This is a genomic window from Microbacterium sp. SORGH_AS_0421 (genome assembly GCF_030818635.1).
Classification (GTDB): Bacteria; Actinomycetota; Actinomycetes; order Actinomycetales; family Microbacteriaceae; genus Microbacterium.
The window spans coordinates 955,663-975,749 of record NZ_JAUTAO010000001.1; the positions used below are offsets into that span (position 1 = coordinate 955,663).

Annotated in this window: 15 protein-coding genes and 1 pseudogene; 6 read left to right on the forward strand and 10 right to left on the reverse strand. The window is 69.3% G+C overall.

All coding sequences use genetic code 11. From position 1 onward, the window contains the following. Positions 1 to 323: 323 nt before the first annotated feature. The 3 genes from QE416_RS04490 to QE416_RS04500 are packed head-to-tail and all read right to left on the reverse strand — an operon-like array spanning position 324 to position 2,898. Positions 324 to 983: a methionine ABC transporter permease gene (locus QE416_RS04490; protein ID WP_307313831.1), complete on the reverse strand. Its 660-nt coding sequence runs from the start codon at positions 981 to 983 to the stop codon at positions 324 to 326. After that, positions 980 to 2,005, reverse strand: a complete 1,026-nt coding sequence (locus tag QE416_RS04495; RefSeq protein WP_307313834.1) for a methionine ABC transporter ATP-binding protein — start codon at positions 2,003 to 2,005, stop codon at positions 980 to 982. Before QE416_RS04495 ends, QE416_RS04490 begins: the two co-directional genes overlap by 4 nt. After that, positions 2,002 to 2,898 carry a MetQ/NlpA family ABC transporter substrate-binding protein gene (locus QE416_RS04500; RefSeq protein WP_307313836.1) on the reverse strand — a complete coding sequence of 299 codons (897 nt, stop codon included), beginning with the start codon at positions 2,896 to 2,898 and terminating at the stop codon, positions 2,002 to 2,004. Before QE416_RS04500 ends, QE416_RS04495 begins: the two co-directional genes overlap by 4 nt. Before the next feature lie 177 nt (positions 2,899 to 3,075). Between QE416_RS04500 and QE416_RS04505 the strand changes: the two genes are divergently transcribed. After that, a complete protein-coding gene (locus QE416_RS04505) occupies positions 3,076 to 4,521 on the forward strand; it encodes an MFS transporter (protein WP_307313839.1) in 1,446 nt (481 codons plus the stop codon). A 367-nt stretch (positions 4,522 to 4,888) separates the two neighbouring features. On the opposite strand, the gene QE416_RS04510 is transcribed toward QE416_RS04505, so the two are convergent. Together QE416_RS04510 and QE416_RS04515 are read right to left on the reverse strand one after the other, a co-directional pair. After that, complete coding sequence (locus QE416_RS04510) at positions 4,889 to 6,247, reverse strand: SLC13 family permease (protein WP_307313841.1); 1,359 nt, start codon at positions 6,245 to 6,247, stop codon at positions 4,889 to 4,891. Between the two features lie 57 nt (positions 6,248 to 6,304). Then, on the reverse strand, positions 6,305 to 7,417 hold the full coding sequence (locus tag QE416_RS04515) for a PrpF domain-containing protein (RefSeq protein WP_307313844.1): 1,113 nt from the start codon (positions 7,415 to 7,417) through the stop codon (positions 6,305 to 6,307). A gap of 232 nt (positions 7,418 to 7,649) precedes the next feature. Here QE416_RS04515 and QE416_RS04520 point away from each other — a divergent pair, with 232 nt between their 5' ends. Further along, positions 7,650 to 8,561 (forward strand): LysR family transcriptional regulator, encoded by a 912-nt coding sequence (locus QE416_RS04520; RefSeq protein WP_210076750.1) that lies wholly within the window; start codon positions 7,650 to 7,652, stop codon positions 8,559 to 8,561. A gap of 69 nt (positions 8,562 to 8,630) precedes the next feature. On the opposite strand, the gene QE416_RS04525 is transcribed toward QE416_RS04520, so the two are convergent. From QE416_RS04525 to QE416_RS04545, 5 genes and pseudogenes are all read right to left on the reverse strand, one after another. Next, a complete protein-coding gene (locus QE416_RS04525; protein ID WP_307313845.1) occupies positions 8,631 to 8,960 on the reverse strand; it encodes a hypothetical protein in 330 nt (109 codons plus the stop codon). 145 nt (positions 8,961 to 9,105) lie between these two features. Next, positions 9,106 to 10,434, reverse strand: coding sequence for a dihydrolipoamide acetyltransferase family protein (locus tag QE416_RS04530; RefSeq protein ID WP_307313848.1), 1,329 nt, complete (start codon positions 10,432 to 10,434; stop codon positions 9,106 to 9,108). Positions 10,435 to 10,547: 113 nt separating this feature from the next. Then, positions 10,548 to 11,525, reverse strand: coding sequence for an alpha-ketoacid dehydrogenase subunit beta (locus QE416_RS04535; protein ID WP_307313851.1), 978 nt, complete (start codon positions 11,523 to 11,525; stop codon positions 10,548 to 10,550). Then, a complete protein-coding gene (locus QE416_RS04540) occupies positions 11,522 to 12,652 on the reverse strand; it encodes a thiamine pyrophosphate-dependent enzyme (protein ID WP_307313854.1) in 1,131 nt (376 codons plus the stop codon). Before QE416_RS04540 ends, QE416_RS04535 begins: the two co-directional genes overlap by 4 nt. A gap of 98 nt (positions 12,653 to 12,750) precedes the next feature. Then, positions 12,751 to 13,828, reverse strand: a pseudogene (locus QE416_RS04545) (histidinol-phosphate transaminase). A gap of 133 nt (positions 13,829 to 13,961) precedes the next feature. On the opposite strand from QE416_RS04545, the gene QE416_RS04550 reads away from it, so the two are divergent. The 4 genes from QE416_RS04550 to QE416_RS04565 all read left to right on the forward strand — a co-directional run bounded on the left by QE416_RS04550 (position 13,962) and on the right by QE416_RS04565 (position 20,049). Further along, positions 13,962 to 14,366: a phage holin family protein gene (locus QE416_RS04550; protein ID WP_267788675.1), complete on the forward strand. Its 405-nt coding sequence runs from the start codon at positions 13,962 to 13,964 to the stop codon at positions 14,364 to 14,366. A gap of 34 nt (positions 14,367 to 14,400) precedes the next feature. Then, positions 14,401 to 14,907: a low molecular weight protein-tyrosine-phosphatase gene (locus tag QE416_RS04555; protein ID WP_210076739.1), complete on the forward strand. Its 507-nt coding sequence runs from the start codon at positions 14,401 to 14,403 to the stop codon at positions 14,905 to 14,907. Between the two features lie 27 nt (positions 14,908 to 14,934). Then, a complete protein-coding gene (gene purB, locus QE416_RS04560) occupies positions 14,935 to 16,314 on the forward strand; it encodes an adenylosuccinate lyase (RefSeq protein WP_307313861.1) in 1,380 nt (459 codons plus the stop codon). Between the two features lie 384 nt (positions 16,315 to 16,698). After that, on the forward strand, positions 16,699 to 20,049 hold the full coding sequence (locus tag QE416_RS04565; protein WP_307313862.1) for an OmpL47-type beta-barrel domain-containing protein: 3,351 nt from the start codon (positions 16,699 to 16,701) through the stop codon (positions 20,047 to 20,049). Positions 20,050 to 20,087 lie beyond the last annotated feature (38 nt).

A 20,087-nucleotide genomic window follows, 5' to 3' on the forward strand; every position in this document is an offset into this window, starting at 1 on the left:
CTGGACTCATTGACTGCGGTAACTCAACGCGAGTGCGCCCACCCCTCACCGCTCGCGCCGAGACCTCGGGCAGCCGCGGACCGATGTAGACCAACGAAAGGTACCATACGGAAAGAAACGGTATCGGACGGAACGCAATGGGCACGAGGCCGCGACCGTGACCTCGACCGCCCGAGCGACGGATATGCGCGCCGAGTCCCCGGCATCCGGTGTTCTGTGCCCGGTGTCGTGAACACGCCGCCCCGCCGTGAGGCAGAGCGGCGTGTGTGGGCAGCCGCCGGAATGCCGAGGCGCGAGCGCCGCGCCGTGCGAGCCGATCCGCGTCAGCGGCGCAGGATGCGGTGCGCGAGCGCGTTGCCGATCAGCTGGCCCGCCTGCACGATGACGACGATGATCGCCACGGTCACCCACGTCGCCTGCTGGTTGAACTGCTGATAGCCGTAGATGATGGCGAAGTTTCCGAGGCCGCCGCCGCCGATGTATCCGGCCATCGCCGACATGTCGACGACCGCGATGAACATGAACGTGTAGCCGAGGATCAGCGGGGCGAGGGCCTCGGGGATGACGACGCCGAACAGCACGCCGATGCGGCGCGCACCCACGGCCCGAGCCGCCTCGACGGTGCCCGGGTCGACCGCCACGAGGTTCTGTTCGACGACGCGGGCGATCACGACCGTGGCCATGATCGTGATGGGCACGATCGCGGCATCCGTCCCCAGAGTCGTCCCCGTCACCGCGCGCGTGACCGGGGCCACGGCGGTGAGGAAGATGATGAAGGGGATCGGGCGGATGAGGTTGATCACGAGGTTCGCGACGGCGAAGACCACGCGGTTCTCGAACAGGTTGCCCGGCCGCGTGGCGTACAGCAGCGCGCCGATGACCAGGCCCGCGAGGCCCGAGATGAGCAGCGAGACCGCGACCATGTAGACGGTCTCGCCGATGGACTGCAGCAGCACCGGGGTGAGGGTGTCCCACTTGTTCATGCGCGGGCCTCCACGGTGGGAACGACGACGTCGGTATGCGTACGCAGCTCGTTCACGACGGCATCCAGATTTTCGGTGTGCACCCGGTACGTGAGCGTGCCGAGTTGCTTGCCGAGCACGTCGGTGACTCCGCCATAGACCACGGAGTGGCGCGCGCCGTGGCGGTGGAACACCTCGGAGACGTCTTCGCTCGAGAACTCGTTCACCTCGACGCTGACGAGGTCGCCGCCGCCCGCGGCGAGTGCCGCCAGCGCCTCACCCGACGGGACGCCCTGCGTGACCGCCGCGACGAAGCGCTTGGTCAGCTCGGCGCGCGGGTGGGCGAAGACGCGGTACGTGTCGCCGCTGTCGACGACGCGGCCGCCCTCCATCACGATCACCTGGTCGCACAGCTCGTGCACGATCGAGATCTGGTGCGTGATGACGACGATGGTGATGCCCAGGCGTCGGTTGATCTCGCGCAGCAGGTCGAGCACCTCGGCCGTGGTCTGCGGGTCGAGGGCGCTCGTCGCCTCGTCGGCGAGCAGGATCCGCGGGTCGGTGGCGATCGCGCGGGCGATGCCGACGCGCTGCTTCTGCCCGCCCGACAGGCGCCGCGGGTACTGCTTCGCCTTGTCGCCGATGCCGACGAAGTCGAGCAGCTCGGCGACGCGCTTGTCGCGGTCGGCCTTCTTCCAGCCCGCGACCTTGAGCGGGTAGGCGACGTTGGCCGCCACCGTGCGGGAGGTGAACAGGTTGAACTGCTGGAAGATCATGCCGACGCGGCGCCGCAGGTCGCGCAGCTTCGCCTCGGACGCTGCTCCCACGTCGACGCCGAGCACCTCGACGGTGCCCGACGTCGGCTGCTCGAGGCCGTTCAGCAGGCGCACGAGGGTCGACTTGCCGGCTCCGGAGTATCCGATGACGCCGACGATCGACCCCTCCTCCACGGTCAACGACACGTCGTCGACCGCGGTGGTGGTGGAGCGGCGATCGGTGCGGAAGCTCTTGGTGACGCCCCGCAGCTCGATGACCGCGGTCATCCCTTCTGGGCCTTGAGGGCGTCTTCGAGGCTCGTCAGCTCGTCCTGCAGCTGCGCGGCGGTCCACTCGGTCTTGAACTGCAGGTTGCCCTGGTTCAGCTCGGTGACCGTGGCCTCGACCTCGGGCGAGTGGTACGCGGCGACGAGCTTGGCCCAGCGGGGGTCGTCCTTCTTGTCGTCGCGGGTGACGAAGGCGTTGATGTAGGGCGCGAGCTGCGGGTTGTTCAGGTCTTCCTTGAAGATGATGAGCTCGTCGCCGAGCCCGCCCTTCTGCGCCTGCGTGTTGTTGACGATCGCGGCCTGAGCGCTGCCGTCCTTGAGCGCGGTCACGGTCTGGTTCGTGTCGACCGGCAGCAGCTCGACCTTGGTCGAGACGATGTCGGCCGGGGTCGAGAGGGCGTTGCCGCCGTCCTTCAGGGTGAGCAGCCCCGCCGTCTGCAGGTTGAGCAGGCCGCGGGCGAGGTTCGTCGGGTTGTTGGGGATCGCGACCTTCGCGCCCTCGGGCAGGTCCTTCACGTCGGTGTACTGCTCGGAGTACAGCGCGAGCGGGTAAACCGCGGTCGCGCCGACCGGCACGAGCGAGCCGTTGTTCTCGACGTTGAACTGCGACAGGTAGATGAGGTGCTGGAAGAGGTTGCCGTCAAGCTCGCCGTCCTGGACGCCCTGGTTGAGCTGCACGCCGTCGTTGATGGTGCGCACCTCGAGGTCGATGCCCTCGTCGGCCAGTTTCTGCTTCAGCACCGTCCAGTGCGCCTCGTTGCCGTCGTCGGCTCCGAGCACGAGGCGGGACTCGTCACCGCCCTGGGCACCGCCGGCGCAGCCGGTGAGGGTGAGGAGGAGGGCTGCGGTGGAGGCGCCGAGGATCGTGGCCAGGCGGGAGGTGCGAGAAGTCATAGCTCCAGGCCACCACGGACACAGCGGATGCCGAAGTCAAGACGTTACGGCCGGTAACGGGCTGTCACGCGGGGTAATGGATTGGGTGGATGCCGAGGCATCGGCGAGGATCCCCGACCGCCGCCTACCCGCGGAGCGCAGCCCGGGGCTCTCAGTGCGGGCGTAGCCTGGGGGGCGATGTCACGGGATGAAAACGCGCGTAAGAGATTGTCCCGGAACAGCCCTCAGGGTCTGGTCGTCGCGATCCTGGCCCTCGCGGGCCTGTGCTCGTCGTTCATGTTCACCCTCGTGGTGCCCATCCAGTCGCAGTTGCCGCAGCTGCTGAACGCCTCGCGCGACGACACCGCCTGGGTCGTGACCTCGACGTTGCTGGCTGCGGCCGTCATCACCCCGATCGCCGGCCGCCTGGGCGATATGTACGGAAAGCGCCGCATCGTGCTGGTGCTGCTGGTCGTGATGATGCTCGGTTCGGTGGTCGCCGCACTGTCGACCGGGATCATCGGCATGATCATCGGTCGCGCCCTGCAGGGGGCGGTCGTCGGCGTGGTGCCGCTGGGGATCTCGATCATGCGCGACGTTCTGCACGAGAACCGCGTCGACAGCGCGATCGCGCTCATGAGCGCGACCCTCGGCGTCGGCGGCGCCCTGGGTCTGCCGATCAGCGCGCTCGTGGCCGAGAACACCGACTGGCACTGGCTGTTCTGGATCGCCGGCGCCCTCGGCGCGCTCGTCTTCGTCCTGATCCTCTGGATCGTCCCCGTCAGCGTGCTCCGCACCGCGGGGCGCTTCGATTACCTCGGCGCCGTCGGCCTCGCGATCGGCTTGATCGGCGTGCTGCTGGCCGTCTCGCGCGGTAACTCGTGGGGCTGGACGTCGCCCCTGACGCTGAGCCTCGCCATCGGCGGCATCCTGATCCTGCTCGTCTGGGGCTGGTACGAGCTGTGTGTCGAGAACCCGTTGCTCGACCTGCGGGTCGCGGCCCGCCGCCCCGTGCTGCTCACCAATCTGGCATCCGTCGCGATGGGCTTCGCCCTGTTCACCTCGAACGTCGCCTACCCGCAGATGCTCGAGCTGCCGGTGGCGACCGGCGTCGGACTCGGCCTGTCACTGCTGGCCGCGAGTCTCGTGGTCATGCCGTCGGGCCTCGTGATGATGGTGCTCTCGCCGATCTCGGGCACCCTCGCCCGCACGATCGGCCCCCGGGTGCTGCTGGTCGCCGGCTCGATCTCGCTTATCCTCGCGTACGGCTTCAGCCTGATCTTCTCGACCGAGGTCTGGCACTTCGTCGTCGCGAACGTCCTGATCGGCTTCGGCATCGGGTTTGGCTACGCCGCCATGCCGATGCTCATCATGCGTGCCGTGCCGCCGAGCGAGACGGGCGCCTCGAACGGCCTGAACGCCCTCGCGCGCTCGCTCGGGACGAGCACGGCCGCCGCGATCGTCGGCGTCGTGCTCGCGACCCTCTCGACCGGCGACGGCGACACCCGCGTCCCGACCTCGCAGGCGTTCCAGGTGTCGTTCCTGTTGGGAATCGGAGCCGCGGCGGTCGCGCTGGTGCTGGCGCTGCTCATTCCCACGCGATCGACGCCGATCGAGAAGCGGCCTTCCCTGCCCGGAAAATGAGGCGAGCGAGCGCGCCAAGGTGATCGCGCGCGCCTTCTCGGCGTGGTCGAGCGCCGCCGCCGATGCTGCTTCAGCGTCACCGGGGCGATCACCGCCTCGACGATCACCTCGTGCTCGGCGAAGATCTCCCGCATGCGCTCTGCGCTGGAGGTGCGCGCACCGATGCGTGAACGGCGGTGCAGACCGTGCCGCGCAGCCGGCGCGTCGTCGTTGTCGCCGATCTCGACGAACGCAGCCTGGGAGGCCGTGTTCGCGTGGGAGGAACCCAGCCGGGGTCTTCGGCGTCGGCGGCACGGATCATCGCGCATCTCGCCGTCGATGACGGAGCCGGGTGGCGTCAGCAGCCACCCGGCACAGCTTGCAATCGTCAGAGCGAGAAGGGTACGACCAGTGCCCCCCACGCCAGCGGGGGCCCGACGAGCACGATGACCGCGGAGTAGCGGAGGATCCGCTGGTAGAAGGCGGCCGGATCGACGTTCTGCGCGTTCGCGAGGACGAGTGCGCCGTTCGTGGAGAAGGGCGAGACGTCCACCACCTTCGCGGCGATGGCCACCGCGGAGATCGCCATGCCTCCTGCGACCGGGCTGCTCTCGATCAGAGGCAGCAGCATCGGGATCGAGATGGCGATGACGGCTGTCGACGACGCGAAGGCGGAGACGATGCCGGCCATGACACACAGGATGAGCACGCCGATCAGGGGAGAACCCAGGCTGCCGATGCCGCTGGCGACCCATTCGATCGCACCGGCCTCCTCGACGATGCTGATGTACGTGATCATTCCGGCGACCAGCAGGATGGTCGACCAGCTGATGCCCTCGACGGCCGCCGTGAGGTGGCGCTTCTCGATGAAGGCGATGATCGTTCCCGCGACGAGCGCGAGGATGCCGATGTCGAGGTGGAAGACCATCGCGCCGACGGCCAGCGAAACGAGCGCGAGAAGGGTCAGCACCTGGGCGGGTGTCACCCTAAGGCGCGTGGTCTGCAAGGTTTCGGTCAGTGTCATGGTCGCGCCCCCCGACACGCTATCGACCGAGATGTTGCCGGTGGCCGGCACACGTGGGCCGCGGACCGCACCGCCCGTCCCAACGAATCCGTCGGCCGTTGAGGCGCTGTGTCGAGAACCGGTGATTCGGGCTTTGTAAGCGAAGAACACCTGGGTGAGGACCGCGATGAGCGTCGAGTACACGAAAGCCGTGACGAAGAGCACGATCGGGGAGAACCCAGGGACGTCTCCGACCATGCCGCTCACGAGAAGCCCCAGCACCGAGATCGGCGATAGCGAACCGGCAAGCGCGCCGTACACGACTGTCATTCCGACCGGCAGGGGATCCATCCCGTGCTTCGCCGCGAAACTGAGAGCGACAGGGGCGACGAGAGCGACCGCGGCAGGCGGGAAGGTTCCCATCGCCGTCAGGAGTGCGGCGACGCCGAACAGCACCCAGGGAACGAGCGCGGTGCGCCCCCGGACGAGACGCACCCCACGGTCGACGATGAGGTCGACGGTGCCGTTCAGCTTGGCGACGGCGAAGAGATAGGTCACGCCGACGATCGTGAGGAAGAGGTCGGCGGGAAACCCCGCCAGCATCTGCTTCTCGTCTAGTCCGAGGACGAGCGTTCCGACGAGGAACGTGCCGATGAAGCCCAGGATGCCGATGTTGATCGGACGAAGCGTCGCGATGACGACCATCGCGAAGAGGGCGAGGATGGAAATGAGTTCTGGTGACATCTTTGTCTCCCGAGGATGGAGGCGAACGTCCGCGTTACCGGTTGTCCGCCGAATTGATCATGGAACGAGAACGGCGGTTTCGGCCAGGGCCGGGGCGAAGCCGACGAGTTGTTCGGTCGGCAGCGTGACGGACGCATCGGCGAGTCGACGTGCCGTGCGCACGACGCCGACCGCCGGCGATTCGCCTCGGCGCCCCGCCTGGGTGGTGATGACGCCTGACGGCGTCCGGAACGAGACGGCCCCCGGCTCGCGAGATGCGGCGAGTCGATGGACGACGGTGCCCTCCGTGGTCGCGGCCAGCGTCAGGGCGACGCTGCCGGTGATCGCCAGGGCGGGGTGGGTCTTTCCCATCGACATCATGACCACGCCGAGATCGTGGTCGTCTCCGCGCGGAGCGGACACGAGTGCGACTTTCGGAATCGCCTTCGCCGCCTCCTGCGGAGTCGTGGCCAGACGCATGCGCACCGCCGCCTCGCGCCGGATGCCGTCGATCCGGGCCAGGAGGTCGGGGCGGCTGTCGATGTCGGCCGGGCTCTCGAACCCGCTGAGCCCGAGCGATGCGGCCATCACGGCGACGACCGGCGCGCCCGCGTCGATGAGCGTCACCGGCACGCCGCCGATCGACTCGGCCGTCCGACCGGTGGGGAGCAGGCTGCCCGTCGTTCGACCAGCCGGATCGACGAACCACAGCGTGACCGCGAGCCCCGCGTGGGGGACGCCCGCAATTCGCGCGTCTCCCGACTCGGAGAAGTTTCCGCCGGGCGTGGGCACGTCGGAGACGATGAGCTGGCCCGTGTTGGTGTTGTGGATGCGGACGGCCGTTCGTTCTCCTCTCGGCCGGAGCCATCCAGCGTGCAATGCATACGGCGCGATCGCCGCGGAACAGTTGCCGCAGTTGCTCGACCAGTCCACGCGGGAATCGGCGAGTCCGATCTGGGCGAAGGAGTAGTCGATGTCGGCGTCGTCGCGCCGGCTGGGTGCGAGGATGACGGCCTTGCTGGTGGTGGAGGTGCCGCCGCCGATCCCGTCAATCTGCCGTCCGTCGGGGCTACCGTACAAGCGCAGGAGCACCTCGTCGATCGGGGCGCCGACCCGTTCCAGGTCGTCTCGGCGGAAGACCCAGCACTTGCTGGTTCCGCCTCGCATGAGCGTCGCAGGAATGTCGAGCATCAAAGCCTCCTCGGTGGATCGGGCTCCATACTCGTCCGAGCGAAGGTTCATAAAAACAGGCACTTGCTTCATTGGGGTACTGTCTTGCTTAACCCTCCCTGGGTCGGCAAAAACGCTCTTTGCGAGTGGATATGGACTGTGACGACGGCCTCAGCGCACTGCTATGCGTGTAGGTTTGCTTAACGCACATTTACCGAAGGCCGGGAGGCTGCACACAAAAGTCGGAGGTTCCATGCTCGACGTTCGTCGCCTCTCCGTGCTCGTGACCATCCTCGACAGCGGCTCCCTGACGGCTGCCGCGAAGACGCTGGGCTACTCCACGTCGGCTCTCTCGCAGCAATTGCAGCGCCTGGAACAGGAGGTCGGCCAGCCGCTCGTCCGCCGGCAGCCCCGCGGCGTGATCGCGACCGAGGCCGGGGCCCTCCTCGCGGGGCACGCTCGCTACATCCTCCGCCGTCTGCAAGCCGCCGAATCGGAACTGGGCGAGCTCGCCGGCCTTCGCCGCGGAAGGATCGCGGTCGGGACTTTCCCGACCATCGGCAGCACGCTCATGCCGATCGCCATCAGCCGTTTCCGCCGTGACTATCCGCAGGTCCGGCTCGACGTGCAGAGTGCGAGGTTCGACGAGCTCGTGGCGTCCCTGCTCGAGAACACCATCGGCCTGTCGCTGCTGTGGGACTACGAATGGAACCGCATCGACGAACCCGACCTGTCGGTGACCCCGCTCTTCGAGGACCCCACCGTGCTCGTCGTCTCGCAAGATCACCGTCTCGGCCGAGCCCGACAGGTCAGCATGTCGATGCTGCGACACGACGAGTGGATCGTTCGCAAACGCGACCATCCGGTCGCCGAAGTGCTGGAACGCAGCTCGCGCGCAGCCGGGTTCACTCCGACGATCGCCTTCGAGGCGAACGACTATCAGGAGGCGCTCGCGATGGTCAGCGTCGGACTCGGCGTAGCCCTGGCCCCACGGACCGCGGTGCAGTCCGCGCGGCCCGACGTGAGGATCGTCAGCCTGGGCCAGGAAGCGCCCTCACGACGCGTCGTCGTCGCCCACCGCAGCGACCGCGTACGACCCCCGGGCGAGCGCGCGATGCACCAGATCCTCGTCGAGGTCGCCCGCGAGCACCTGACGACAGGGTGAGGCACGCCGCGCGGAGCGGCGCAGACGTCGAGCGGCCGGATGACGTCGAACATCGCCGGGGAGCACCCGTCACTGCCCTGACTCTCGCCGGCCGGGCGGCCTCATCACGGCGAATCGTCGGGGACCGATGCCGTGCTGCCGAGGCCCGATCCCGTCGCGCCCCCAGCCCGCCGCGTACCGGGCGGCGACACCGAGGCCGATCTTGCCGGCGTAGTTGGTCTCCCAGTTCTCGAACCGACGGGCATCGTCGCGCACGACGTAGCTGTCGGGGCCCGTCCAGCGTGCCGCGTGCAGGTCGAGGAAGGGCGGCTCGATGCGGTCGAGGAAGCTCTCGCGCACGTACAGGAAGCCGGTGCCGCGGGGGCTGCGCAAGAACTCGCGTCCCGTGCCCGAGAGCACGTCGCATCCGACGCTCCGGCGTTATTCAGGTGCGCGACATGCGCGGTTCCCGGGGTCTCGAGGCGGGCGCGCGACACATCGCCCGGTGTGAGCAGCCGTCTATTCGAGCAGACTTCCGGCTGCGCCGGGGACCGTATCCGCGAACTCAGTCGAGCAGCAGCGCCGGCTCCTCCAGCACGGATGCCACATCCGCGATGAACCGCGAGATCCCGTCGCCGTCGACCACGCGGTGATCGAACGAGCCCGACACCGTGGTCACCCAGCGGGGGCGCACCTCGCCGTCGACGACCCACGGCTTCTGGCGGATCGCGCCGAGCGCGATGATGCCCGCCTCGCCGGGGTTGATGATCGGGGTGCCGGCATCCACTCCGAACACGCCGATGTTGGTGATCGTGAACGTGCCGCCGGTCTGGTCTGCGGGACTCGTCTTGCCCTCGCGCGCCGTGAGCGTCAGGTGCTCGAGCGCCTTGGCGAGCTCGCGCGTATTCATCGACTGCGCGTCCTTGATGTTCGGCACCAGCAGGCCGCGCGGGGTCGCCGCGGCGATGCCGAGGTTGACGTAGTGGCGGACCGAGATCTGCGCGCCGTCCTCGGTGTCGACCCACGCGGCGTTGATCATCGGCGTGCGACGCAGGGCCCAGATCACGGCGCGCGCCATGATCAGCAGCGGCGAGATCTTGACGTCGGCGAAGTCGGGTGAGGCCTTGAGACGCTTGACGAGCTCCATGGTGCGCGACGCGTCGACGTCGACCCACACCGACACGTGCGGCGCCGAGTAGGCGCTCGAGGTCATCGCGTTCGCGGTCGCCTTGCGGACGCCCCGGACGGGAATCGACTCCTCGCGGGCGTCGGAGGCAGGGGCGGATGCCACGGGCGCGGGCGCCGCGGGAGCGGACACCGGGATCGTCTCCTCACGCACCGCGCCCCACGCGGGCGTCTCGATGTTGCGGAAGACGCTCGCCTGCTCGGCGTGCTTCACGACGTCGTCGCGGGTCACCTCACCCGCGGGTCCGCTCGGCGTCACGGCTGAGAGATCGACGCCCAGATCGCGCGCGAGTTTGCGGATCGGAGGCTTGGCGACCACGCCGACCGAGGCCTTCACGGGGCGCTCGGCGGGCTTGCGACGACGCGACGACACCGCCCCACCGGTGCCGTAGCCGACGAGCACCGCTCCGCCGGGGTCGCTGGGTTCGGGAACACTGACCGGGGCCGCGGGCGCCGGGGTGCCGGCACCCGTCGATCCGATCGTGATGATCGGGGCGCCGACCTCGACGGTGGCGCCCTCGGATGCCAGGAGCTCGCCGACCGTCCCCGAGTAGGGCGACGGCAGCTCGACGAGCGACTTCGCGGTCTCGATCTCGACGATCACGTCGTTGACGGCGACGCTGTCACCGGGCGCGACGCGCCACTGCACGATCTCGGCCTCGGTGAGGCCTTCTCCGACGTCGGGGAGAACGAAGGTCTGCTCGGTCACGGGGTGTCCTTTGCTCGCGAGACGGCAATCGGCTGACGAAACGGTGGCAGGTTGTCGCTGTTTCGTCAGCGAGATGCAGTCTCGCGGTTCATGGCGGGGAGAGGAAGAGCGGGTCAGTAGGCCAGAGACCGGTCGACGGCCTCGAGGATGCGGTCAGCATCGGGCAGGTAGGTGCCCTCGAGCTTCGCGGGCGGGAACGGCACGTCGAAGCCCGATACGCGCAGCACGGGCGCCTCGAGCGCGAAGAACGCCTTCTCCATCACGGTCGCGGCGATTTCTGAGCCGAGCGAGGTGAAGCCCGGCGCCTCCTGCGCGTAGACCATGCGGCCCGTGCGACGCACCGAGTCGAGCAGGGGGCCGTAGTCGACCGGCGAGAGCGAGCGCAGGTCGATGACCTCGCAGCTCGTCCCCTCGCTCTCGGCGAGAGCTGCGGCCTGCAGCAGGGTCGTGACCATGGCTCCGTGACCGACGAGGGTCACATCGGTGCCGCGGCGAATGACCCGGCTCGCGTGCAACGGCAGCGCGGGGGCCTCGAGGTCGACCTCGCCCTTCTGCCAGTACTTCGCCTTGGGCTCGAGGAACACGACCGGGTCGGGCGAGTCGATCGCCTGCTGGATCATCCAGTACGCGTCGTTGGCGTTCGACGGGCTGACGACCCGGAGCCCTGCGGTGTGCGTGAAGTACGCCTCGGGGCTCTCCTGGTGGTGCTCGACCGCGCCGATGTGCCCGCCGTAGGGGATGCGGATGACGACGGGCATCTGCACGGCACCCTCGTGGCGGTTCGTGATCTTCGCCAGCTGCGAGGTGATCTGGTCGAACGCGGGGAAGACGAAGCCGTCGAACTGGATTTCGAGGACCGGCCGGAAGCCGCCCATCGCGAGCCCGATCGCGGTGCCGACGATGCCCGACTCGGCCAGCGGCGAGTCGATGACGCGGCGGGGACCGAAGTCCTTCTGCAGGCCCTCGGTGACGCGGAAGACGCCGCCGAGGGGGCCGATGTCCTCACCCATGAGCAGGACGCGGTCGTTCGTCTCGAGCGCGCGACGCAGGCCGGCGTTGAGAGCCCGGCTGATCGGGAGATTCTCGGTCACTGCGCGCCCCCTTCCATCGACGCCTCGTAGTCGTCGAGCCAGCGCTGCTCCTCCTCGATGAGCGCATGCGCCTCGGAGTACACGCTCTCGAACATGTGGGCGCGCGGGATCGAGCCCAGCTCGTTCGTGCGCACGCGCACGTCGTCGGCGAGCGCCCGGCCCTCGGCATCCGCGTCGTCGAAGAACTGCTGCGACGCCCCGCGGGCCTCGAGGAACGCGCGCATGCGGGCGATCGGGTCACGCCGGCCCCACGACTGCTCCTCGTCGGAGGTGCGGTACTTCGTGGGGTCGTCGCTCGTGGTGTGCGCGCCCATGCGGTACGTCATCGCCTCGATCGCGCGCGGGCCACCGCCGGCACGAGCCTCGTCGAGCGCCGTCTTCGACACGGCGTAGCTGGCGAGCACGTCATTGCCGTCGACCTGGGTGCTCGGGATGCCGTAGCCCTCGCCGCGCTTGTACAGCGGCGAGCGTGACTGCGTGGCGACGGGGACCGAGATGGCCCACTGGTTGTTCTGCAGGAAGAACACCTCGGGCGTCTGGAAGCTCGCGGCGAAGACCATCGCCTCGTGCACGTCGCCCTGGCTGGAGGCACCGTCGCCGTAGTAGACGATGACGGCCTCGTCGCGCTCGGGGTCGCCCGTGCCGCACTTGCCTTCGAAGACGAGTCCCATGCCGAGGCCCGTGGCGTGCAGCGTCTGCGCGCCGAGTACGAGCGTGTAGATGTGCGTGTTGCCGTTCTTCGGGTCGGTGGGGTCCCACCCGCCGTGGGTGAGTCCGCGCATGAGCCGGATGATGTCGAGCGGATCGACGCCGCGAATGCGGGTGACCACGTGCTCGCGATATGAGGGGAAGATGTGGTCCTGCGCGCGGGCCGCGCGAGCCGAGCCGACCTGCGCCGCCTCTTGCCCGAACGACGGCGGCCACAGGGCCAGCTGGCCCTGACGCTGCAGGTTGGTCGCCTGCACGTCGAAGGCGCGGATCGACACCATGTCGCGGTAGAAGGTCTCGAGTTCGGCGTCGCTGAGGGCGTCGATGAGCGGCAGGTAGCGCTCGGCCGCGGGCGTGGGCGCCAGCGTGCCGTCGGCTGCCAGAACGCGCACGAGAGCGGGATCGTCGAGCGGGGTCATGGTCCCACGCTAACGCGCGACCCATGCGCGCGACCGCATGAGGTGCACAACGGATGCCGGAATCCGACGTGCCCGATCGACAAAGGCGCCCCCGCGGGTCAGCGCACGGCGGCGGCCGCGGCGACCTCGACCACGCGGTCGAGCGATTCCTCTTCGCCGATCGAGATGCGGATGCCGTCGCCCGGGAACGGACGCACGATGAGCCCGGCCTCCTCGAAGGCGGCCGCGACCTCGACCGTGCGGTCGCCGGCGGCGAGCCACACGAAGTTGCCCTGCGCGTCGGGGACGTCCCACCCGGCCTCGCGCAGGCGGTCGACCAGCCGGTCGCGGCGCTCGGCGATGACCTTCACGCGGTGCAGCAGCTCGCTCTCGGCATCCAGGCTCGCAATCGCCGCGGCCTCGCCGGCCGCGGTGACCGAGAGCGGGATCGCGGTGCTGCGCGCGGCGTCCAGCACGCCGGTGTGGCCGATCGCGTAGCCGATGCGCAGACCCGCGAGACCGTACGCCTTCGAGAAGGTGCGGAGCACGACCACGTTCGGCCGGTTGAGCACGGCGCGCACGCGGCTGCCCTCGACCGAATCGGGGTCGGTGACGAACTCGGCGTAGGCCTCGTCGAGCACGATCAGCACGTCGCGCGGCACGGCGTCGACGAAGGCGGCGAACTCGTCGTAGCCGACGGTCGGGCCGGTGGGGTTGTTTGGGGCTGCAGACGATCACGAGGCGCGTGCGCTCGGTGACGGCGGCGGCCATCGCGGGAAGGTCGTGACGCGAGTCCGCCGTCAACGGCACCTGCACGCTCTTCGCGCCCGCGACGGCGACCAGAGAGGGGTAGGCCTCGAACGAGCGCCAGGCGTAGACGACCTCGTCGCCGGGGCCCGAGGTCGCCAGCAGCAGCTGCGCGAGCACCGAGACGCTGCCGGCACCGACGTGCACCTCGTCGGGCGAGACGCCGTACCGCGCGGCGAGACGCTCGCGCAGGCGTGCGGCCGTGGCATCCGGGTATCTGTTGAACGCTCCCGCCGCGACGGCCGCATCGAGGACGCCGGGGAGGGGCTCGAAGGGGTTCTCGTTGCTCGAGAGCTTGAAGGCGTCGGGGCTGGCCTGTCGCCCCTGGCGGTACGCGGGCAGGGCGGCGATCTCGGGGCGGATACGGGGCAGAACCGGCTCTTCACTCACCCCGCGAGCCTAACCGGGGGCCCGCCGCGCGCGTCAGTCCGACTTTTCCGACCCGCTCCTCCCCACGATGGGGAGAGCCGCGAGCTCTCCACAAGGCCGTGGTGCTCCAGCGGGTGCGTGCCACGATGGGGGCATGCGCTTCGTCGTCCGCGTCGCCGTCAACGCCTTCGCCATCTGGATCGTCACCCTGCTGCCCGCCCTGCAGGTGCGGCTCATCCCGTTCGCGCCGGGCGAGTGGTTCCAGGTGCTGCTCACGCTGCTGCTGGTCGGGCTCATCTTCGCCCTGGTGAACACGATCATCGGCACCGTGGTCAAGATCGTCGCGATCCCGCTCTACATCCTCACCCTCGGGCTCATCTCGCTGATCATCAACGGCTTCCTGCTGTGGCTCACGGGCGTCATCACCGAGAACTGGGACTGGGGCCTGCGCACCGGCGAGTTCTGGCTGACGGTCGTCGCGGCGCTCGTCATCGGCATCATCAACGCCGTGCTCGGCGGCATCCTGCGCCCGCGGCGCGAGGAGCGCGAACGCCGCTGATGCGCGCGGGGCTCATCACCGCCATGATGGAGGGATGACCGCGAACCCCGACGCGCCGTTCCGCGTCGTGTTCGTCTGCAGCGGCAACATCTGCCGCTCACCGATGGCCGACGTGGTGTTCCGCCGCATCGCCCACACGTCCGGTCTCGGAGCGCACATCGCGTCGACGTCGGCCGGCACCGGCGACTGGCACGTCGGCGAACGCGCCGACCACCGCACCCTCGCGGCCCTCGAGCGCCTGGGCTACGACGGCTCGTCGCACCGCGCCCGCCAGTTCCAGTACGCCGACTTCGAGCGCAACGACCTCGTGGTCGCCCTCGACCGCAGCCACGAACGCGTGCTCCGCGGGTGGGCGCGTGACGACGACGACGCCGACAAGATCGCGCTGCTGCAGTCCTTCCTGACGGATGCCGAGACCCTCGACGTCCCCGACCCGTACTACGCCGGGGCCCCGATGTTCGACGAGGTGCTCGGTATGATCGAACGCGCAAGCCGAGCCCTGTTCCGACAGCTCGAGCCCGCCATCCGTTCCGCGGGCTGACCCGTTCGCGCGATCCCCGGGAGACCCGTGTCCTCTCTGCCCCCGCAGCCCCTCAGCCCCCTCGACGGCCGATACTTCGCCACCGTCGCAGAGCTCGGCGACTACCTGTCGGAGGCCGGGCTTAACCGCGCCCGCGTCGAGGTCGAGGTCGAATGGCTCCTCGCACTCACCGACCGCTCGCTGTTCGGCACCTCTCCCGTCTCCGACGACGACCGGACCCGCCTGCGCGCGCTGTACGAGGAGTTCGGCGCCGACGAGATCGCGTGGCTGAAAGAGAAAGAGGCGGTCACCCGCCACGACGTGAAGGCCGTCGAGTACCTCGTGCGCGACCGCCTCGACACCCTCGGCCTCACCGCCCTCGCCGAGCTGACGCACTTCGCCTGCACCAGCGAGGACATCAACTCCACCGCCTACGCCCTCACCGTGCAGCGCGCGGTCGAACGCGTGTGGCTGCCCAAGCTCCGTTCGGTCACGGCCGCACTCGCCGAGCTCGCGAAGCAGCACCGCGACGCCGCGATGCTCTCGCGCACCCACGGCCAGCCGGCCACGCCCACCACGATGGGCAAAGAGATCGGCGTCTTCGCGTGGCGCCTCGAGCGCGTCATCCGTCAACTGGATGCCGGCGAGTACCTCGCGAAGTTCTCGGGAGCCACCGGCACCTGGTCGGCGCACGTCGCCGCAGAGCCGGACGTCGACTGGCCGTCGCTGACGCGTGAGTTCATCGAGTCGCTCGGCCTCGGTTTCAACCCGGTCACCACGCAGATCGAGTCGCACGATTGGCAGGTCGAGCTCTACGACCGTGCCCGTCACGCCGGCGGCATCCTGCACAACCTCGCCACCGACATCTGGACGTATATCTCGCTCGGGTACTTCACCCAGATCCCCGTCGCGGGCGCCACCGGGTCATCGACCATGCCGCACAAGATCAACCCGATCCGGTTCGAGAACGCCGAGGCGAACCTCGAGATCGCGGGCGGGTTGTTCGGCACCCTGGCATCCACTCTCGTGACGAGCCGCCTGCAGCGCGACCTCACCGACTCGACGACCCAGCGCAACATCGGCGTCGCCTTCGGCCACTCGCTGCTCGCGCTCGACAACCTGCAGCGTGGCCTGACCGAGATCTCGCTCGCCGAAGACGTGCTGCTGGCCGACCTCGACGTGAACTGGGAAGTGCTCGCCGAGGCGATCCAGACGGTCGTGCGCGCCGAGATCGCCGCGGGCCGCTCGCAGATCACCGACCCCTACGCGCTGCTCAAGGACCTCACGCGCGGCCGCCGCGTCGGCGGGGCCGAGCTGGCCGAGTTCGTGCGCGGCCTCGACATCGGCGACGCCGCGAAAGAGCGCCTGCTCGCGCTGACCCCCGCCGCGTACGCGGGGCTGGCGTCGCGGGTGGTCGACGCGCTGTAACGCGCTGCGGGGAACGCGCCCCCTCCGTCGAGTGTCCAAGACACGCCGCGTCGGCCCCCGCGCCGACGGCGTTTCTCGGACACTCACGTCGTGACGTGGGGCCGCGTCGCGCCTTCGCGTGTCCCCGCGCCAGGCTCCGCGCGTCGCGTCGCCCGCCGTCCTGTTGAGTGTCCAAAACACCCGGACGAAATTTGAAAACGTCCGGGTGTTTTGGACACTCGACGTGGGTGCGCGGGCGGCGAGCGATGCGCCGCCCCCGGCCAGCGTCCACGCAAATCCCCCTGGACGCCGCGCACCGCCGGCCCATAGTGTTGACGTCAACATCCCCTCGACCCCCGGGTCGCCCAGCGCCGCACCGTCGCGGCGCGGATCGGAACAGACGCAATGACGCCTCGACGCCCGCTCACCTCACGCCTGCTGGCCGCCGCCACGGCCGCTCTGCTCGCCACCGCCCTGGCATCCCCCCTCGCGGCGAGCGCGGCAGCCGGCGTCCCGACCGATCCGAACGACGGCGTCCCCCGCATCGACCCACCCGCCACGTATACGACCTTCCAGCCGCTCGCTGATCCGGGTTCCGGCGCGACCGACTACTTCCAGCCGAAGTGGTTCGACACCGACGGCCGGCACATCCAGGCGCACGGCGGGCAGGTCGTCACGACCGAGGAGAACGGCCAGACCGTCTACTACTGGTACGGCGAAGACCGCACGAACGGCTACTGGAACAGCCCCGGCGTGGCGGTTTACCGGTCGACGGATGCCAAGAACTGGACGAACCTCGGAGACGCCCTGCGCAGCATCTCGACGCGCGACGACCTGCTCACGCCCTACTTCGAGGACCTCTACGACACCGTCGACGAGAACGGCCAGCCCCGCACCGAGAAGATCGATGCCCTGGCCTACCACCTGAACTCGACGCAGAACTCCGACTACACGGCGATCTTCGAGCGCCCGAAGGTGCTGCACAACGACAAGACCGGTCAGTGGGTCATGTGGTGGCACGCCGACGGACGCATCGAACCCGGCGGCAGCACCTATGCCCGATCGATGGCGGCGGTCGCCGTTTCGGACTCCCCCGCGGGGCCCTTCCGCATGACGGGCGCCTTCCGCATGCCCAACCGCACCGACTACCAGGCGTGCACGCCGTACGCGGTTCCCGGTCAGGCGCGCGACATGACGGTGTTCCAGGACGACGACGGCAAGGCGTACATCTCGTACTCGTCGGAGGAGAACTACAGCCTCTACATCGCCGCGCTCGACGACAGCTACACGAACGTCACGCACACCACAGACCGCGACACCCTCGACGTGAACCAGTACTCCGAGGACGGCCGGTACCCCTACGTGTTCGCCGACGGTACGCCCGATGCGCCGAAGCGCGGCACCGACTTCCAGATCGTCAAGGAATGCGGCCACCTCGAGGCCCCCGCGATCTTCGAGCGCGACGGCACCTACAGCGTCGTCACCTCCGGGGCGACCGGCTGGGCACCCAACCCGCAGACGTACTACACCACGAAGAACCTGATGGGCACGTGGATCCGCGGTGTCGATGCGAACGACGTGAACGAGACCGTCTCGTACGACGCCATCCCCGACGGGGGCGACGGCCTGCTCTCGATCGGCGACGTGCGCCGCTCGACCTTCGGCTCGCAGACGACGAACGTGTTCGAGCTCGAGCCCGGCAAGTTCGTCTACATGGGCGATCGCTGGAACGAGGGAAAGTCCGACTCGACCTACGTCTGGCTCCCGCTCACCGTGGGCGAGAACGGCCGGTTGGAGATGCACAACCCCGCGGCGGAGGATCCCGCGCGCTACGGCGACGGCTGGGATGCCTCCTACTGGGATGACAAGGGCTTCGGTCACGGCACCTGGAAGGCCGACACCGCCGCGCTCCCCCAGAACGTCCGACGTGGCGCCACCCCGCAGCTGCCGGCCAGCGTCCCCATCACCACCTCCGCCGGCACCGCCCCGGTCGCCGTCACGTGGTCGACGATCGACACGAGCGCGCTCGGCCCCCAGACCATCACCGGCACTCTCGCCGCCGACGCAAGCTTCACCGCCGGTCGCACGTTCCAGCGCACGATCACCGTCGCCGAGCCCGGCGTCGCCGACATCGCCCCCGAGGCGACCGTCACCGCGTCGAGCCGCAACGACCTCGTCGGCACGCTCACCGACGACAATCCCACGGCCAAGGGCTGGGACGACTGGACCGGCAACGGCTATCCGCGCGACAGCTGGCTGCAGTTCGACTGGGGTACGGACCGCACCTTCGACTCGATCGTGGTGCACACGTACAAGGACGGCTCGACCGCGACCTGGCCCTCGCGCATCCAGGTGCAGTACCGCGACCCGGCCGGCGCGTGGAAGGACACCGCGGTCGAGGCGACCCTCGCTCAGGATGCCAGCACCCCGGCCCCCACGGCCGTGATCAACGCCCGGACGCTTCCGGCAGCGAGCGCTCTGCGACTGCGTCTGACGAGCGAGGCGAACACGTGGCAGTCGATCTCGGAGGTCGACGTGTGGGGCGACGCCTCGGCCGCGAACGTGTGCCGCGGCGGCGACGCCCAGGTGTCGGCATCCTTCCACCAGACGAAGTGGGCCACGATGCCCGCCTCGAACGCGTGCGACGGCCGACTGGGGACGGCATGGTCGACCTGGACCGACGCGGGCTACAAGGACACCGCGACCTTCACGATGGAGACGTTCGAGATCCACCGCCTGAACGAGGTGCGTTTCACGAACATCGAGGGATCGATCGCCGGCGTCTCGCTGGAGTACCGGGACTACCACGAGAACCAGTGGAAGCTGCTGCCTCTCACGGGTGACGCGCCCACCGTGACGAACGGCACCGAGACGACGCTGTCGTTCCCGAAGGTCCTCGCCACGGGTCTGCGCCTCACCTTCGCGACCCCCGGGTCGTATCTCAAGATCCCCGAGATCTTCGTGCCCGAGGCCGGCGGCATCGTGCACATCGACCCGGCAGTGAAGACGGCCCCGAACGCCTCGGGCTGGCACACCACCGCTCCCGTCTCGGTCTCGCTGTACCACGACGGCAACAGCGACGTCGTCGTGCAGCATCGCCTCGACAGCGGGGCGTGGAGCGACGACCTCGACTTCACAATCACCGCCGACGGCGACCACACCGTCGACTACCGCGCGTTGTGGAACGGCCGTGAGGTGCCCGAGGTCGCCGGATCCCTGCCCGTCCGCATCGATACCGCCGCCCCGACCACCGCGGCCTCGGTCGAGGAGCCCTCGACCCTGCGGCGCCTGATGCAGCCGGCCGCGGTGTTCCAGGCTCTGGCCCCCACCGAAGCCACGGTGGTGTTCGCGGCGACGGATGCCACCTCGGGCGTTGCCCTGACCGAGTACTCGCTCGACGGAACCACATGGACCGCCGGCTCCCGCATGACCCTCACGGGCGCCGGCGACCACGTCGTGCAGTTCCGCTCGACCGATGTGGCGGGCAACCGCGAACAGGTGCAGTCCGTGACCGTCACGGTGCGAGCGGGCACCGCCCCGGGCGACGGCGACGGTTTCGGCACGGGCCCCGGCACGGGCTCCGGCACGCCCGGTGCTCCCGCGGGAACGATCGGCGGGCCGGGGAGCTCGGACGGCGGCACCGCCAGCGGTCTCGCCGTCACAGGCTCGGAGGCGCCCGTGGTTCTCGGCATCCTGGCCCTGGCTCTGTCGGCTCTCGGCGCCGCGCTGCTCGGGGCACGCCGCCGCCGCGCCTGACCGGGTGCGCGCGTTCCCCCGCCGCGCACCTCGCGAGT

What these genes read in the sequence shown, in the direction of transcription:
- QE416_RS04490 (WP_307313831.1), bottom strand. Translation starts at nt 983, where the DNA reads ATGAACAAGTGGGACACCCTCACCCCGGTGCTGCTGCAGTCCATCGGC.
- QE416_RS04495 (WP_307313834.1), bottom strand. Translation starts at nt 2,005, where the DNA reads ATGACCGCGGTCATCGAGCTGCGGGGCGTCACCAAGAGCTTCCGCACC.
- QE416_RS04500 (WP_307313836.1), bottom strand. Translation starts at nt 2,898, where the DNA reads ATGACTTCTCGCACCTCCCGCCTGGCCACGATCCTCGGCGCCTCCACC.
- QE416_RS04505 (WP_307313839.1), top strand. Translation starts at nt 3,076, where the DNA reads ATGTCACGGGATGAAAACGCGCGTAAGAGATTGTCCCGGAACAGCCCT.
- QE416_RS04510 (WP_307313841.1), bottom strand. Translation starts at nt 6,247, where the DNA reads ATGTCACCAGAACTCATTTCCATCCTCGCCCTCTTCGCGATGGTCGTC.
- QE416_RS04515 (WP_307313844.1), bottom strand. Translation starts at nt 7,417, where the DNA reads ATGCTCGACATTCCTGCGACGCTCATGCGAGGCGGAACCAGCAAGTGC.
- QE416_RS04520 (WP_210076750.1), top strand. Translation starts at nt 7,650, where the DNA reads ATGCTCGACGTTCGTCGCCTCTCCGTGCTCGTGACCATCCTCGACAGC.
- QE416_RS04540 (WP_307313854.1), bottom strand. Translation starts at nt 12,652, where the DNA reads ATGACCCCGCTCGACGATCCCGCTCTCGTGCGCGTTCTGGCAGCCGAC.
- QE416_RS04550 (WP_267788675.1), top strand. Translation starts at nt 13,962, where the DNA reads ATGCGCTTCGTCGTCCGCGTCGCCGTCAACGCCTTCGCCATCTGGATC.
- QE416_RS04555 (WP_210076739.1), top strand. Translation starts at nt 14,401, where the DNA reads ATGACCGCGAACCCCGACGCGCCGTTCCGCGTCGTGTTCGTCTGCAGC.
- QE416_RS04565 (WP_307313862.1), top strand. Translation starts at nt 16,699, where the DNA reads ATGACGCCTCGACGCCCGCTCACCTCACGCCTGCTGGCCGCCGCCACG.